Origin of the sequence: Hydrocarboniphaga sp. (assembly GCF_028291725.1) — a bacterium.
In the GTDB taxonomy this organism is placed as follows: domain Bacteria; phylum Pseudomonadota; class Gammaproteobacteria; order Nevskiales; family Nevskiaceae; genus Hydrocarboniphaga.
Window position 1 is genome coordinate 46,163 of record NZ_JAQGNT010000013.1, and the last position, 16,807, is coordinate 62,969.

Genomic DNA, 16,807 nt, shown 5'->3' on the forward strand with positions numbered 1-16,807 from the left:
CTCGGCAACGCGATCTACTATTTCGAATCGATGCGGCTGGGCTTTCGCGACCGCGTCTACACGATGCCGCTCGCGGGGCTGTACTTCTTCATCCCGCACGATATGAGCTACGCGCTGCTCTGGCACAAGTGGTTCGTCGAATACGATCACTGGTTCCTGAAGCTGTTCTGGCTTGGCTTGGTGCTTACGTCCGCGTCGGCCTGGGTGTTCCTGTGGCAGCTGCTGCGCTACGGCCACCAGGAACTGCTGCCGCAGGTGTCGCGCGCGGTGTTCACGGCGCTGGTGTTGGGTGGCCTGGCGCTGTCGACCGGTGTCTGGATTGCGGTCAAGGCGGTGCTGGTCGACGATCTCTATCTGTTCGCATTCGGGCTCACCGCGTTCTGGTGCGCGCCGTTCGGCATGTCGCTGATACTGCGGCGCCGATCGAGCATTGGCCAGTCGCGGCTGATGTGGGTTGGCTATACCGCGATCCCGGTTTTCTACTGGCTGGCCGGCCTGTTGTACCTGCCGCCGTATTTCCGTTCGCTGCCCTGGCTCGCCTTGGGGGCGGCAGCGGTGATCTGGGGACTCGCGAACCTGTTCGTGGTGTCGCGCCTGCCGAAGCGGTCGCTCGCAGCGCCTGCCTGATCCGTCAGCGGCTGCGTCAGCGGCTGCTCTTGGCGCGGCGCGTGGTCTTGGCCGGTGCACGGTGCACGGTGCGCGCGGGCCGGCGGTGCCGGCGCGGCGGCGATCGTCAGCAGGTTCTGCTTGATCGTCGCCAGCATCTGCTCCAGTTCCCGCTGTTTGTCCGGCGCGATGCCGAGCATGAAGCGCAAGCTCAGTTCGTTCTCGATTTCCTCCGCGTGGCGGATACGCTCTTCGCCTTTCTGCGTCAGCCGCACGCTTTTCGAGCGGCGATCTTCGTTGTCGGTGGTTCTGACGACGAAGCCCTTGGCCTCGAGCCTGTCGACCATCTTGCCGAGTGCGACCTTGCCGATGTCGAGCAGCCGCGCGAGTTCCACCTGGGTCATCGTATGGCTGTCGCGGTTGGTCAGGCTGATCAGCAACCACCACTGCGGCCGGGTGATGCCGACCAGCGGCTTGATGTGCTCGTCGAAGATCTGGTGACCGAGGCGGGTGACATCGTGAATCAGGAAGCCCGTCTGGATCGCGGCCCTCTGCTGCGGCATGAATAAGATCCTTCGCCATGGCGGTTGAATGAAGCGCAGATGATCCGGCATCGCTGACGCACTGAACAGTAGCCGAGCCGCATCCAGGCCGCTTTACCGGCTGCATTAATTTAGTACACATGTTTACGATACGCCAAAATAAATGGTATACATGGTGTACGGTTTGGTTAAGCATGAACCTAAAAGGGCGAAAAGCCCATCGATCTCAAAATGCGATGGAGGAGACGGGCATGAAGACGGGCATGATCAGGAAGCAGTCGTGGACTTTGGTTCTGGGCTTGTTGCTGATTTCGTTTCCGGCCGGGGCACAATCCTCCGCCACAGCGCCTGAGCCCGCCGCTGCGGCGGAACTCGACACGATCCCGGTCGCCGGCGCGGCCGAAGCCACCGAGCCGCGCGCGCACAGCAACAGCCGCATGATCGAGGAGGTCGTGGTTACCGCACAGAAGCGCGAAGAGAACCTGCAGGACGTGCCGATCTCGATTAACGCGTTCAGTGCCGACATGCTCGACGCCAAGGGCGTCAGCGATCCCAAGGACCTGCCGCTGGTGACGCCGGGCCTGACGATAGGCTCGCAGGCTGGCTTCACGGTGACCTACCTGCGCGGTGTCGGCTCCGATGCGTTCCTGCTCGGTGATCCCAGCGTCGCGCTGTACATCGACGGCATCTACTTTCCGTTCGCGCACGGCCAGGCGCAGAACTTCGGCGCGATCGAGCGCGTCGAAGTGCTCAAGGGCCCGCAGGGCACGCTGTTCGGACGCAATGCGGTCGGCGGTGCGATCAGCGTGTACACCAAGGCGCCGAGCTTCACCGACACCGAGGTATCGCTGCAGACGAGCTACCAGCGCTTCAACGATGTGCAGACGCGCGCGCACGTCAATGTTCCGATCGCCGACAACTTCGCGGTCAGCGTATCGGGCATCTACAACAATGCCGACAGCTATCTCGACGGCACCATCAACGGCAACCCGATGCCGCAGGAAATCGCGCGCGGCGCGCGCGTCAAGCTGCGCTGGGACCCGATCGAGAATCTGGATCTGACACTGGCGGGCTTTCATATCGAACAGACCGGCGTCAGCACGATGTTCGCGACCAACTCCGATCCGGCGCCGGACTTCCGCGCGGTCATCACGCCGCAGACCGGCTATGGCGGCGCCAACGATGCCGGCGATTACTTCAACCTGGCGAACACCGTGATCTACGGCCAGGGCACGCTGAACACGGACTGGTTCGACGTCAAGCTGATCGCCAGCGATCAGCGTCTGCATACCGAATCCGAATATGATTTCGACGGCTCGCCGACGCCCCTGGTCTACTTCGAGGCCTTCCAGTTTGCCGACGTCAAGACCGCCGAAGCCCAGATCGTGTCCAACGCCGATTCATGGGCTTCGGACAAGCTCAAATGGATCGCCGGCTACTATTTCTTCAAGGGGCGGCAGGGACTTAACCCGGCGCAGTTCGGCGTCGCCGGCTCGCTGCTGAGCGGCGTCAACGCACTGCTTGCGCCGGTGCTGGGGCCGCTCGGCGTCCCGCCGCTACTCGACGACGGCTTGCTCAATGCAGTCGGCATTCTCGATACCGATTCCAACTCGCTTTACGCGCAGGGCACGTACAACTTCACGGACTGGTTCGCGCTGACGCTCGGCGGCCGCCTGCAGCAGGAAAAGCGCACCATCGTCGACTCCAGCGGCGCAGTGAACACGCCGGGCGACGGCCCCGGCATCAAGTACACCGACTTCTCCGGCGAGAGCGACACCACGACGAGCTTCAGCCCGAAAATCTCACCGGAATTCCGGCTCTGGGACGGCGGCCTGCTGTACCTGTCTTACCAGACCGCTACCAAAAGCTCGACTTTCAACGTCGTCAACTTCCTGCGTTTCGCCGAGCCGGACGTGGTCAAGGCCGAGAAGCTGACCGCGTATGAAGTCGGCTTGAAAACCGATCTGTTCGAAGGCACGACCCGGTTGAGCAGCGCCGCATTCTGGTACGAGATCCGCAACGACCAGGTGCAGTTCATCTCGCTGCTCGCCGGTGGTGCGGTGACGTTCCAGAACGCACCGGCATCGCGTGTCCGCGGCGTCGATTTCGACGTGACCAGCCAGCTGTTCCCGAGTGTGTTCAACGGCCTGGTGTTCACCATCGGCGGCGCCGCGCTCGACCCGCGCTACACCGATTTCCCCTGCGGCCAGGGATTCAACAATCTGGGTGTCTACAACGCCTGCAACGACTACACCGGCAAGCAGATCGTGCGCTCGCCGAAGTTCTCCGGAACGGTTGGCCTGAGCCAGACTTTCGACGTGCCGGGCGGGCCGCTGGAGCTGGCGACCGACTATTACTACAACAGCGGCTTCTACTACCTGCCGCAGAACACCGACTTCAATCACGAGACGGCCTACGGCGTCATGGGCGCGCGCATCAGCTATCTGTACGAGCAATGGAATCTGCGGATGACGGTGTTCGGCAAGAACATCCTCAACGAGAAATACAACTACAGCCGCTTCACCAACGACTTCGGCGCGCTCGACGCGCTGGCGCCGCCGGCGGTCTACGGCATTCGTCTGAACTGGGATTTCTGAATGAGCAGCGCCGCGATCCGCACGCTGGCCGAGCTTCCGCGCCATTACGCGGCGGTGCAGCCCGCGCAACTGGCGATCGAGTATCGGCAGCGGCAGCTGACCTACGCGCAGCTGTGGAGCGAGAGCTGCCGCGTTGCGGCGACGCTGCGGCGCGAGGGCATCGGCAAGGGCGACCGGCTGGCGTTCCTTGGCCGCAATCCGGATTTGTATTTTTTGCTGCTGTACGGCTGCAGTATCGTCGGCGCGATCTTCGTACCGATGAACTGGCGACTGGCGGCAGCCGAGCTCGCACAGGTACTCGACGACGCCCAGCCCGCGCTGACGATGGTGGATCGCGATTTCGAAGCGGCCGTATCCGACACCGGCTACAAACTATGCCGCTTCAGCATCGACACGCTGACCGGCGCACACGACCTCGAGACCTGGTTCGCCGACGGCGATCTTGCGGAAGTGCCTTCCGCCGATCCTGAAGATACAGCGGTGCTGCTGTATACCAGTGGCACCACCGGCCGTGCCAAGGGCGTGCAGCTGACGCATCGCGGCTTCATCGCGCCGCGCCAGGCCGAGCTGGGGCTGGGCAGGTGGATGCAATGGAACGAGCCGCAGGAGAAACTCTTCGCCGCTCTGCCGCTGTTCCATATCGGCTGCCTGTCGGCGACGATGATGGCGTTCTATCGCGGGGCTGCGGTATTGCTGATGGACGCGGCCGATCCGGAAGCGCTGCTCGCCGCGATCGCCGAAAAGCGCCCGACGCGCGGGCTGCTCGTGCCGACGCTGATCAACATGATGCTGGCCTCGCCGCGGATCGCCGACTACGAGCTGTCCAGCCTGCGCCTGGTGATGTACGGGGGATCGCCGATTGCGCCGCAAACACTGACCCAAGCGCTGACCGTTTTCAAATGCGATTTCGCTCAGGGCTATGGCATGAGCGAAGTCGCCGGCACCTGTGTATTTCTCGCGCCGGAAGATCACGATCCCGCGCAACCGCAACATCTGCTGTCGATCGGCAAGGCCGGCCCGACGGCGGAACTCGATGTCCGCAGCATCGATGGCGAGCCGGTGGCGCAGGGCGAGGTCGGCGAGATCTGGGTGCGCAGCCTCGGCCTGATGAAAGGCTACTGGAGAAGGCCCGATGAAGATCGTCTGCAGATTCGCGACGGCTGGTATCGCAGCGGCGACGCCGGCTACCGCGATGCTGACGGTTATTTCTACCTGACCGATCGCTACAAGGACATGATCGTATCGGGCGCCGAGAACATCTATCCGGCCGAGATCGAGCGCGAGCTGGTGCTGCACGCGGCCGTACAGGAAGCCGCAGTGATTGGCGTGCCGCACGAGCGCTGGGGCGAGGCGGTGCACGCCATCGTCGTACTAAAGCCCGGCAGCATCGCGACGGCGGAGGAGTTGACCGCTTTCCTGCGCACGCGCATTGCCGGATTCAAGATTCCGCGCTCGCTGGAGTTTGTCGCAGCGCTGCCGCGCAACGCCTTCGGCAAGGTCGTCAAGTATCAGCTGCGCGATCCGTTCTGGGCAGGCCATGAGCGTCGCATCGGTGGCTAGGCGCGATGGCATCGCTATCCAACCCATCATCAAAGAACATCTAAAGAGAGACACGAATGTCGACAAGCTATGACGTGGTGGTGGTGGGCGCGGGCAGCAATTCGCTGGTCGCGTCGGCGTATCTGGCGAAGGCCGGAAAGAAGGTGCTGCTGCTGGAGAAGAACGAGCAGTGCGGCGGCGGCGTGGTATCGATCGAGATCGCGCCGGGCTTCATTCACGACCCGCATGCCTCGGGTTACTACCTGTGCATCGCCAGCCCCGCGGTCAAGGACGACGAACTCGGCCTTGCATCGAAGTTCGGTTTGCAGTGGAAGACCTGGCAGGCCGGTTTCGCGACGATCTTCGACAGCGGCGACGGCCTGGTCGCGTACGGTGATCTGGACCGCACCTGCGAGGACATCGCCCGCTATTCGCAGAAGGATGCGGAGACCTATCGGCGCTTCGCGAAAGAGTGCGTCGCGCTGCTGCCGCTGCTGAGCAAGAGCGCGGCGACGCCGCCGCTGCCGACCGGCCCGTTCATCTCGATGCTCGACTCGAGCCCGGGCGGACGCCGGCTCGTCGACATGATGTTCATGAGCGTCTATGACATCCTCGAAAACCTGTTCGAGAGCGACGAAGTCCGCATCCACCTGTGCAAGTGGTGCGCCGAGGCGATGGAAGGCCCGGACGTGAAAGGCACCGGCGTCACGCTGGTCAACCTGCTGGGCCTGGCGCACAGCTACGACGGCCACATCCCGGTCGGTGGCTCGCGCGCGGTCACCAACTCGCTGATCAAATGCATCGAGCACTACGGCGGCACCGTGCGCACCCAGGCCACCGTCAAGCAGGTGCTGATCAGCGGCGGCAAGGCCACCGGCGTGCTGATGGCCGATGGTGAAAAAATCTTGGCGAAAGACGCCGTGATGGCCAACATCCATCCCTGGCGCCTCGAGGAATATCTGCCGGGTGCGGTCGACCCGGCGCTGGTGCGCGCCGCGCGCGGCGTCAAGCTCAGCAATCACGGCGCGCTGAATCAGCAGATCGCGCTATCCGAATGGCCGCAGTTCAAGGCCGGGCAGGACCCGTGGTCCGAGGCGCTGTGCATCGAGTACGTGCGCAAGGACCTGACTGGAGTGCGCAAGGTCTTCGACAAGTACCGCTACGGCGAGATCCCGCAGACCCACCTGAGCCCGCTGACGATCATGAATTCGCGCAAGGACCCGACGCGCGCACCGAGTCACGATCACTGCGCGATGTATCTGTATCACTTCGCGCCGCGCGTGCTCGCCGATGGGGGGCTCGAGGGCTGGAAAAAACACGGCCAGGCCTTCGCCGATGCGATCTGGGAAGAGTTCAAGAGCTACTGCACGAACATGGACGATTCCAAGATCATCGCGCGGCATATCGAGACGCCGCTGGATCATCACCACCACTCCAACAATATGATGGCCGGCGACATCTTCGGCATCGGCACCACGGCGGGCCAGCTGCTCGGCCGCCGCCCGCTGGTCGAACTGGCGCAGTACAAGGTGCCGGGCATCGACGCGCTGTACCTCGCCGGCCCGTCGCAGCATCCGGGCGGCACCGTGACCTTCGGCGGCCGCGCGACTGCGATGCGGATGATGATGGACTGGAAGATGGACCTGAAGAAGGCCTTCACCGTCCTTTAAGACACAAGGAGATCGGGTTGAGCATCTACGTAGAAATCGCTTTTCCTCTCACAACAGAACAGGACCTGCCATGAAGCTTTTCACATCGGACAATGCTGAACTGATGGAAGTCAGCAGCCTCAAGACGGAGGGCAACAACCTCATCGTTGTCGGCACCATCATGGGCGCCATGCCGACAGAGGCAATGTTGACGCCGGCCGAGCTGCGCAAGGTATTCAAGCTGTTGAGCTTGAGCTTGGTGCTCTTCGTCTTCGGCATGTTCTTCAAGAAGTAACACGGACCTCAACGCCTGCGAGACGCTTGCGTTCGTTAGGAATGGTCCGGTACTGACGTGGCGTTGAACTGTCAAGATCTCATGAAAGCACTTCCATTCGTCTGAAGTGCCGTATCGTGGGACATCCTTGAGGACCTCAGCTGAAGCACTTGGGCAACCAAGCCCGGCGAAAATTGCTTACTACGCCGTAGCGTCTAACCACGCGGCTGACTGCTGAACTTCCTTGATGACTGGTATGTCCTGATCGTAGATCCGGTCCAGCTCTTAAACGCTCGATGCAGAGAATTGGTGTCCCGGAAGCCAACTTGCACCGCAATCTCCTTGAGAGTCAGATCGCCGGATCTCAGGAGCTGAATGCACAGCTCCAGGCGAAACCGGTTCACGGTCTGCTGGTAGTTGGACCCCTCGCTCACCAGATGACGGTGCAGCGTTCTCGGCGTGGTCCCGAGCATGCCCGCTGCCGTTTCCAAGTCAGGCAGAGAGGATGAGCGACTCAGAAGCAGGCTGCGAAGTCGAGCGACGAGAGGGTCTTTGCTTCTGATTTGCCGAATGACTTCGCGGCAGCGCCTGCGATAGATGTCATTCAATTCTTCGTCGTATCCCGGCAATGCAATGTCCAGTCCGGGCGACTTGATTGTGAGGCTGCTGCGCGCAGCGTTGAAATGGATCGGGCACCCAAAACGCTCCTTATAGAGATGAGCGTGAAGCGGGGCCGGGTACGACAAGGATATTTCCTTGACGACCAGCGGCACCTTGCCGAGTGCGGAGCCAAGTCGCAAGCCTGCGACAAGAATCTCCTCCACGCAGAAGTTGTAAATGAAGCCGAGCGGCTCGGTTGCTGAGAATACGACCGTCCATTCTTTTCTGGGCTCTTCGATCAGGGTGATGTGAATCAGCATGCCGACAAGATTGCTGTACTGAATCCAGTAGCCGACCGCCTGCCGCAAGTCCTTCGACGAGATCATCGCCTGCGCGATGATCCCGAAATCGGCCAGGTTTTCCTGCTCTCCTATCGTCAGTCCGATGCCCTGATCGCCGGTCAGGCGAATCAGGTTGGAAACCACCGCCTCGCATTGCTTCAGATCGAGTAAGTACGAGGGATCGTCCAGCCGTTCCGACTTGATCTTCGAGCCTTGAAGAACGTCCGCGGTATCGAAGCCCCTGGTTTTCATCAGCGAAACGTAGTGTCGAATCTTGATCGGCCGGAACATGCAACCTCACGCGACATGGAGTAGGACGCCTGCCCAATTTAGATGGCGATCTTTGCATATACAGACGGCGATTTCAGCTAGTCCTTTTCAAAGGGCCGACGCTTATAGTTAGTACATAGAGATTACGGTTCGGTTGTGTACGAACTCGAAGAAAAGTGCAAAAGGAGAATCCTCTGGTGACGACACCCACACTGTGGGACGCGCAACTGCGCCTCCCGATCCCGCCGGTCGATGCGGTCTACAACCACACCGTGGGCTTCTGGGCCGCTGTGGTTTACCTCTGCTTCGGCCTGCCCGTTCTGTTGTATGCGCTTTGGCATGTCCGGGAACGGAAGGGCCAGATCATGTTGCTGTTCATGGTCGGCGGTTGCCTCTGCGCACTGGTCGAGCCGTTTGCCGATGTTCTGGGCGCCTGCTGGCACCCGGAAGTGGAGCAACCGACGGTTTTCTCCCTGTTGGGGCGCGGCATTCCGCCGTGGGTGTGCATCGGATACTTCGTTTATTTCGGCGCGATTGCGGCCGCCAACTACCTGTGGTTCTGCTACGGCATTACCCGAAAAATGATCTGGATCGGGTTCTTCACGCCGGTCGTCGTCGACATCGTCATGGAGAACCTGATGCTGAGCCATGGCCTTTATTACTACTACGGAAACCAGCCGCTGGATTTCATCGGTTGGCTGCCGCTGTGGTGGCCGCCGATCAATGCGCTGGGCGAGTTCGGCGGTGTCGTCACCGTGTACTTGCTGATGCCGCACCTGAAAGCCTGGAAGCTTTTCCTGATTCCGTTGATATCTCCCACGATCGACCTGGTCAGTTATGGGCTGCTGGCCTACCCGGCGATAACGGTCGTGAACAATGCTTCACTGAGCCCGGCGCTCACGCACGTCGCCGGACTATGGTCCTGGCTCATGGCGGTCGTTTGCGTTTACCTGATCAGCTTCGTGTTGGCCAGCGACTCGCCATTCCGCAAAGACGGCAAGCTCGTCCTTCCGCTGCCCGCAATGGGGAGCGGGCATGCCTAGTTTGAAAGACACCACTCAAATCATTCATCGGGCGGCACAGATCGGGCTTCAGATCGCCCGTGAACGGATGACCAATTTGAAGCCGACGTCCGCAAGCGAAGTGCCTCGATCCGCCGAAGCGCTCACACCGGAATGGCTGACCGCGGTGCTGTGCAAGGACATCCCCGGTGCCCGAGTCCTCTCGGTCAAACCCGTCGACGGGAGCGCAGGGACATCGAGCCGTCGACGGATCAGCCTGACCTATAACCAGGCTGGTGTCGATGCGGGACTGCCGGCCTCGATGTACACCAAGTCCACCGCGCAGTGGACGCAGCGAATGGTGTTGGGCCTGGCCGGTGTGATTCGCGGCGAGTCCGGTTTCTTTTCGCAGATCCGGCCTCACTTGAAGATCGAGGCGCCCTGGGGTTACCACGCCTCCTGCGATCCGGCGTCATGGCGGTCGATCACCATGATGGAGGACATCGTGGCGACCAAGGGAGTGAGCTTCTGTTCCCCGGCCACCGATATCACCCGTACGCGGATTGAGGATTTACTCGCGAACATGGCGGCCTGGCACGGCGCCATGTGGAACAGCTCTCAATTCAACGGCGAGCTGTCCTGGCTGATGACCCCGGCCCGGTTTCGTGCAAAGACCAGCGCGCTGATCGCGATGCAGAAGCGTTCCCTGATCGGGGCGCAGCGGGCCGAGCGAGTCATCCCTCCCGCGCTATTTCCCCGGCAACAAGAACTGTGGAACGCCTACGGCCGTTCGTTCGAACTGCTGAGTTCGGGGCCGCAGACGCTGCTTCACGGCGACTCGCATGTGGGAAACACCTACATGACGCGCGATGGCCGGATGGGCTACAGCGACTGGCAAGTCGTGCAGCGTGGCGGCTGGGCATACGACTACGCCTACATCTTGACGACCAGCCTGAAAGTAGCCGACCGCCGTGCGTGGGAGGACGAGTTGCTTCGCTTCTATCTGGATCGATTGCTGGCCTTTGGCGGCCCGCGCCTGGGCTTCGATGCAGCCTGGCTTCAATACCGCCAGTCGACCCTGTATCCGTATTTCGCCTGGGTTTTCACGATAGGGGCGGGCGCACTTCAACCGGCCATGCAGCCGGACTCGATATCCATTCCCATTATCGAGCGCACCTCCAATGCGATCGAAGACCTGGAATCGACAAAAGTGCTGCAGTCAAAAAAATAAGGGACAGGGGGAGATTTCATGAAAAACATAACGGCAACCCGAGGCCTGCGCGGCCGTTCGGCTCGCTTCGCGGTCCTCTCATTGGCGCTGGCATTGCCCACCATCGCGACACAGGCGCAGGACGAGCCAGCGACAGCGACGGACGCCGGTGGGGCCGGCGACGATTCCGCTGCGCTCCCGACGATCCCTGTTGCCGATGCGCCGGCCCCGGACGCCCCTGAACTCAAGCGGGGTTCATCCTCGCGGCTGATCGAAGAAATTGTGGTCACGGCTCAAAAGCGAGAGGAGAAGCTTCAGGACGTTCCTATCTCGATATCCGCATTCAGTGCCGACACGCTGGATGCTCGTGGACTGGTCAACATTCAGGATCTGGCCCTGGCGACGCCCGGCCTCCAGTTCACGGACCTTGCGTCCTACAGCATTATCTTCCTGCGAGGCGTCGGAACCGACGCTTTCATTCCGTCGGCCGATCCGAGCATCGCAACCTACGTCGATGGCGTCTATTTCCCGTCGGCGCATAGCCTGGCCCAGTCGTTCGGCGCGCTGCAGCGCATTGAAGTCCTGAAGGGGCCGCAAGGAACCTTATTCGGCCGCAATTCAACCGGTGGTGCCATCAATGTGGTCACCAAAGATCCCGACCAGAGCCAGGCAACCGAGATCCAGACCAGCTACGGCCGCTTCGACGACTTCAAGTTTCGCGGCTACACGAATATTCCGCTCAACGACACGCTCGCGACGAGTTTGTCGGTCGTTTATAACAACTCCGATCCCTACTATGTTCGGGACAATGCCGATGGCCGACCGCTGATGCAGGATATAACCCGCGGCGGACGCATCAAGCTACGCTGGACGCCCCTCGACTCGCTCGACTTCACGCTCACCGGCATCCGCACACGCCAGGTCAGCTCGGTAGCCGCTTCGTCGATCACCACGCATCCAAGCCCGCTCGCGATCGTGGCCTTGGTTCCGGCCGAGCAGCGCGACTATGTCGTCACCGACGACTCCTTCCCGATGATCACGATCGACACCACCGCGATCTATGGCCAGGGCATCTGGAAATCGGATCCGTTCGACATCAAGCTCATCGGCAGTGACTACAAGGTCGATTCGCACGACTTCCAATACGATTTCGACGGGTCCGCGCGACCGCTGATCAACTTCGTTGCGCAGCCCGAATATCAGACGATCAAGACAGCGGAATTGCAGCTCACCTCCAACGATACGAGTTGGCTGGCCGATCGGTTCAAATGGGTCGGTGGCTTCTACTATCTGCACAGTGTCGGCGGCTACGACCCGGCTTACCTGCAGGTCGCCAGCCGCCTGCTGACCCTGCCAACCGGGCAAATCGTCAATCTCATTCCGCGGGGCGCACTCGACGCGCTGTCGTTGGCGGGGCTGCCGGCACCTCAAGGTGTAAGGCTGTATTTCCGCGGCCTGTTGGGTACCGATTCCTACTCGGGTTTCGTGCAGGGCACTTACAACTTCACCGACTGGCTGAATCTGACACTGGGTGGCCGCTATCAGGTCGAGAAGCGCGCGCTGCTGGTATCGAACGTCGAGGTCGATAATTTGGGCGGAAGCACAACGCCGCTTATCCAATATGCCCCGCGAAGCTCCAAGGAGAACAACCTCTCGCCGAAGATCACGCTCGACATCAAACCCTTCGAGGATGTGTTGGCATATGCCTCCTACTCCAAGGGATTCAAAAGTGCGACCTACAACATTGTCAACATTTATCAGCAACCCGACTTCGTGAAGCCGGAAATTGTGTCGTCCTACGAACTCGGCATCAAATCGGAGTTCTTCAATCACCTGGTTCGCTTCAACGCTGCGGTGTTCCAGACCGATATCAAGGATCTGCAAACAGCATTCGTTTCGCTGACTTCTGGCGGCGCCGTGCGGTTCCAGAATGCCGGCGCGGCTCGCATCCGTGGCGTTGAGTTCGACATGCTCCTGGTTCCCTTGCCCGATCTCGATCCGGGCCTGGTGTTCACGCCGGGCCTGTCCCTGCTCAAAGCGATCTACACCGATTACACCAACGGCACCGGATTTAACGAGACAACGGGGCTCGCGTTTGCCAACGGCAATTTCAACGGCAATCGCATTGCGCGCACGCCGAAATCGACGGCCACGATCGGCGTGAGCCAGACCATCGACGTGACCGACGGGACGATCGAAATCGGTGGCGACTACTACTACAACAGCGGCTTCTATTTTCTGGCGCAGAACTCCCCGGTCTCATTTGAGCCGCACTATTCGGTCGTCAATGCCCGTGTCAGCTATCTGTATAAGCCCTGGGACGTCCGCCTGACGGCCTTTGGCAGCAATCTGACCAACGAGCGCTACGACACTCAGCAATTCCATACCGACTTCGGCAGGGCCGATACCCTGGCGCCGCCCATCGAGTATGGCGTGCGGGTCAACTGGACGTTCTAGGGCCTGTTAACAATTAGTCGATCGCTGCGTTTCGCGAAGTAGCTGCCGCGCTTCAGCCTATTTTGGGGCGCGCACCCCACCGGATCTGTGCGCCGCGCGCGGTACCGCCGCCGCTGTTTTTTTTCCGGCTGCCGGCTTCGAATTTTTCTTTTGCAGCGGCGCGGCGCTGATCCGCGACGCAGCCGCATTCAATTCATTTTCGAGTTCGACTAGCCCTCGGCCCTGCGAGCCGGCCACCAGCACCGACAGGACGCCCAGGATCAGACGGTCCAGCAATTGCTCGTTCGGAAACTTCTGCTGCGCCCATTTGAGTACGACGCTGAAGATCTTGTCGGTCGCTTCCTCCACCAGCAGCGCGACCGGGATCGAGTTGCTGAGGGCTTTGCCGGCATAGAGATCCTCGACCATGCCCAGCAGCAGCTCGTAGCACTGCAGGAACAGCTGATCCCTTAGTTCCTCGTTGCTGTCGATCTTGAAGTGGATGCTCATCAAGGCCTGGACCAGGCCACGGTTGTCGCAGGTGTTGCGCTCGAGCAGCTTGAGCACATGAAGTATCCGGGCCACCGGAGGCTCGCGCGCGCCATTCTCTTTGGACAGGGCGAGCCGCACCACCTGCTCGAAATGGTCGATCACCACGACGGAGATGATGTTGTCCTTGCTGCCGAAACGGTTGTACAGCGTTGCCGCCGACACCTGGCTGGCGACGGCGAGATCGCGAATCGTCAGCCGGTCGGCACCGACCTCGGCCAGCCGCTTTTTGGTGGCTTCGATGATTCTCTCGAAGCGGTCGAACTTGGTGGTGGTGAAGTATTTTCTTTCAGCGAGACGCATGGTCGGTCGGGCTCATCTGGCGGCGCTTGCGAATCGGTCCGACCCCGTCCGGGCGAGCCCCGGCATCGGCAAACAGCAAGCCAATGCATTGTGTCATGCGCCCGACCTTGGGTCATCCCGCGCGCTGTCGGGTATGGGCATCGCCCGTGGCTGCCTGCCTGCGTGTCAGGCGATCCCGGCGGTTACTGACTAACTAGTACGCTTACATTCCGTATTGAAACGATCTTTTTAAGTTGATAGTATGTAAAAGAGAACTGGAACACGTTACAGTTTATTGGTGCGAGTACAACAAGATGCTTTCAAAGCGTCAACACGGGGGAGTGACCAGATGCAAGTTCGTACAGGCGCAATCGCCGCTGGCTTTCTGGCTTTCGGCATGGGGGCCGCGCAGGCGCAAAGTGCCGCCGGCACTGAAGAAAAAGCGGGTACCGGCACCGCAGATGCGGGCGCACCCGAGTCCGTCGCTGCATCGGCGGAAGGCGAACTGCCGACTGTTCCGGTCCAGGTGGCCGCTGACGAGGCCGCCGAGCCGGCGGAGGCACGGCCGAGCAATCGCCTGATCGAGGAAGTCGTCGTTACCGCGCAGAAGCGTGAAGAGAATCTGCAGGACGTTCCGATCTCGGTGCAGGCTTTCAGTGCCGGCCAGCTCGACGCCAAGGGTATCGAAGAGCCCAAGGCACTGGCGCTGAGCACGCCCGGCATGCAGTACAACATCATTGCCAACTACACGCTGATTTATATCCGCGGTGTCGGTACCGATGTGTTCATCCCGTCGGCGGACGCGAGCATCGCCACCTACATCGACGGCGTCTATTTCCCATTCGGGCACGGTCTGGCGTCGTCGCTGGGCTCGGTCGAGCGCATCGAAATCCTGAAAGGCCCGCAGGGCACGCTGTTTGGACGCAATTCCACCGGCGGTGCGATCAACATCATCACCAAGCAGCCCGGCGATACCTTCGAAGGTAATGTGCTGCTGACTCACGAGAATTTCGACAAGACCAACCTGCGCGCCTTCACCAACATCCCGGTTACGGATGAAATCGCAGTCTCGCTATCGGGCCTGCGCTATACAGAGGACAGCTACTACAAACAGGCGGTCAAGGACGAACCGCGGCAGGACGGCCTGCCGAAAGAAATTTCACAGGGCTATTCGATCAAAGTAGGCATCAGGCCATTCGACGATCTGAAGGCGGTGTTCGGTCGCACCTATCTCAATACCAAGGGTTCGCAGGCGGAGGTTTTTCCGACCCGTGACGTAAAGCCTCTTGGCGTTGCGCTGGGGGTGACCGAGGAGCCTGATTACGTCAGCGGCTCCAACATTCCGCTATACGGGGACAACACCACCAAGGTCTGGACCGCGGACATCAAGTACAACTTGCCGTGGCTCGATATGCGCTTCATCGGCGGAGATCAGAACATCAAATCACCCGCGCTGATCGATTTCGACGGCTCGTCAGCGCCGCTGGTCAGCTTTGAGGCGGTCGGTCAGTTCGCCAAGGTCAAGACCGCCGAATTGCAGTTCATCTCGAACGATTTCACGTATGACTGGCTCAAGTGGATTGGCGGCCTGTATTACATCAAGAGTTCCGCCGGTTTCGATCCGCTGAACCTGTACGTGGCGCAGAACGTCCTCAACTTTCTGAAGACCCCGACCGGGCCTCTCGAAGCCGCGCTCGGCAACGTGGTGAATCCGCTGATCGGCGCATTGGAGGGCTTGCCGATACTCGGCGGCACGCTCGATGGCGTCAACGCCGGAGTCACGATCGGTGCGCGGGGCATCATCGACACGAAGTCCACCGCGGGTTTCGCACAGGCGACAGCCGATATCACCGACTGGGCCGCTCTTACTCTAGGGGCGCGATACCAGGTCGAAACCCGTAGCCTGGTCAAGTCGACTTCAGGGGTTCAGCTCAATCCGGGGACGGCCGACGAGAGCAGCGAGTTGCCATTGACCGACTTTGCGCCGGAATCCAGCCATACGACCAACCTGTCGCCGAAGGCTGTCATCGATTTCAAGATCAACGACAAGCAGCACACGTATTTCTCCTTCAGCAAGGGCTTCAAGAGCGGTACGTACAACATCATCAACATCTACGAGCGCTCACAGTACATAAAACCCGAAGAGGTCACCACGCTAGAGGCCGGCTACAAGGCCGAAATGCTCGACGGCGCCATGCGACTCAATGGAGCCATTTTTCAGAACAAGATCGACAATCTCCAGTCCCAGTCGGTGTCGCTGCTGAGCGGCGGTGCGACGCGCTTCGAGACCGCCGGCGGCGCCCGGATTCGCGGCGCCGATTTCGATCTCACCTGGCAGGCCTTGCCTGAGACACTGCCAGGCCTGGTGGTGACCGGAGGCGGCGCCTATCTGAAAGGCGTCTATACCGACTACCAAAACGGTAGCGGCTACGACGACGTCACCGGCCTGTTCTTCGGCGGCACCGGCCTGGTGGTGGGCGGCGGCATTCTTCCTGGCCGCGATTTCACCGGCAATACCCTGGTACGCACACCCAAGTTCTCCGGCAACGCCGGGCTCAGTTACGCATTCAACGCCGGTCACGGATCGGCGGAAATTGCCGGCGACTATTACTACAACACCGGCTTTTACTTCTCGGCACAGAACGTCGACAGAGCCAAGCAGGATCCTTTCGGGATACTCAATCTGCGCGCTAGCTATCTGTACGATCCTTGGAGTACGCGTATTACGGTGTTCGGCAAGAACCTCACCGACACCAAGTACTACTACGGCATGCAGGAGTTCGATTTCGACGTGGCGAAGATACTCGCGCCGCCGGCGACCTATGGCGTACGCGTCGAATGGAATTTCTAGAGCTGCCGCCCACACGCATTTTCAGCAAAGTCCCATCGTCAATTCCTGATGCAGCAGAGG

11 protein-coding genes are annotated in these 16,807 nt (G+C 60.7%); 8 read left to right on the top strand and 3 right to left on the bottom strand.

What is annotated here, in order from left to right; genetic code table 11:
• Positions 1-479: 479 nt before the first annotated feature.
• The gene (locus tag JWQ90_RS04215; protein WP_299689864.1) at positions 480-1,169 is read right to left on the bottom strand and encodes a MarR family transcriptional regulator; all 690 of its coding nucleotides are present in this window, start codon (positions 1,167-1,169) and stop codon (positions 480-482) included.
• A 230-nt stretch (positions 1,170-1,399) separates the two neighbouring features.
• Between JWQ90_RS04215 and JWQ90_RS04220 the strand changes: the two genes are divergently transcribed.
• The 4 genes from JWQ90_RS04220 (at position 1,400) to JWQ90_RS04235 (ending at position 7,228) form a co-directional block, all read left to right on the top strand.
• On the top strand, positions 1,400-3,745 hold the full coding sequence (locus JWQ90_RS04220; RefSeq protein WP_299689866.1) for a TonB-dependent receptor: 2,346 nt from the start codon (positions 1,400-1,402) through the stop codon (positions 3,743-3,745).
• Positions 3,746-5,305 carry a long-chain-fatty-acid--CoA ligase gene (locus JWQ90_RS04225; RefSeq protein ID WP_299689868.1) on the top strand — a complete coding sequence of 520 codons (1,560 nt, stop codon included), beginning with the start codon at positions 3,746-3,748 and terminating at the stop codon, positions 5,303-5,305. It abuts the gene before it with no gap.
• 56 nt (positions 5,306-5,361) lie between these two features.
• On the top strand, positions 5,362-6,954 hold the full coding sequence (locus tag JWQ90_RS04230; protein WP_299689871.1) for an NAD(P)/FAD-dependent oxidoreductase: 1,593 nt from the start codon (positions 5,362-5,364) through the stop codon (positions 6,952-6,954).
• 70 nt (positions 6,955-7,024) lie between these two features.
• Positions 7,025-7,228 carry a hypothetical protein gene (locus JWQ90_RS04235; protein WP_299689874.1) on the top strand — a complete coding sequence of 68 codons (204 nt, stop codon included), beginning with the start codon at positions 7,025-7,027 and terminating at the stop codon, positions 7,226-7,228.
• A 194-nt stretch (positions 7,229-7,422) separates the two neighbouring features.
• On the opposite strand, the gene JWQ90_RS04240 is transcribed toward JWQ90_RS04235, so the two are convergent.
• Positions 7,423-8,439 (bottom strand): AraC family transcriptional regulator, encoded by a 1,017-nt coding sequence (locus JWQ90_RS04240; RefSeq protein ID WP_299689877.1) that lies wholly within the window; start codon positions 8,437-8,439, stop codon positions 7,423-7,425.
• A gap of 176 nt (positions 8,440-8,615) precedes the next feature.
• Between JWQ90_RS04240 and JWQ90_RS04245 the strand changes: the two genes are divergently transcribed.
• The 3 genes from JWQ90_RS04245 to JWQ90_RS04255 are packed head-to-tail and all read left to right on the top strand — an operon-like array spanning position 8,616 to position 13,086.
• Positions 8,616-9,461 carry a hypothetical protein gene (locus tag JWQ90_RS04245; protein WP_299689880.1) on the top strand — a complete coding sequence of 282 codons (846 nt, stop codon included), beginning with the start codon at positions 8,616-8,618 and terminating at the stop codon, positions 9,459-9,461.
• Positions 9,454-10,650, top strand: a complete 1,197-nt coding sequence (locus JWQ90_RS04250) for an aminoglycoside phosphotransferase family protein (RefSeq protein ID WP_299689883.1) — start codon at positions 9,454-9,456, stop codon at positions 10,648-10,650. Before JWQ90_RS04245 ends, JWQ90_RS04250 begins: the two co-directional genes overlap by 8 nt.
• An 18-nt stretch (positions 10,651-10,668) precedes the next feature.
• Positions 10,669-13,086 (top strand): TonB-dependent receptor, encoded by a 2,418-nt coding sequence (locus tag JWQ90_RS04255; RefSeq protein ID WP_299689886.1) that lies wholly within the window; start codon positions 10,669-10,671, stop codon positions 13,084-13,086.
• Between the two features lie 57 nt (positions 13,087-13,143).
• Here JWQ90_RS04255 and JWQ90_RS04260 read toward each other — a convergent pair whose 3' ends face one another.
• Positions 13,144-13,917, bottom strand: coding sequence for a TetR/AcrR family transcriptional regulator (locus JWQ90_RS04260; RefSeq protein ID WP_299689889.1), 774 nt, complete (start codon positions 13,915-13,917; stop codon positions 13,144-13,146).
• Positions 13,918-14,245: 328 nt separating this feature from the next.
• Here JWQ90_RS04260 and JWQ90_RS04265 point away from each other — a divergent pair, with 328 nt between their 5' ends.
• Complete coding sequence (locus tag JWQ90_RS04265; RefSeq protein ID WP_299689892.1) at positions 14,246-16,747, top strand: TonB-dependent receptor; 2,502 nt, start codon at positions 14,246-14,248, stop codon at positions 16,745-16,747.
• Positions 16,748-16,807: the final 60 nt, after the last annotated feature.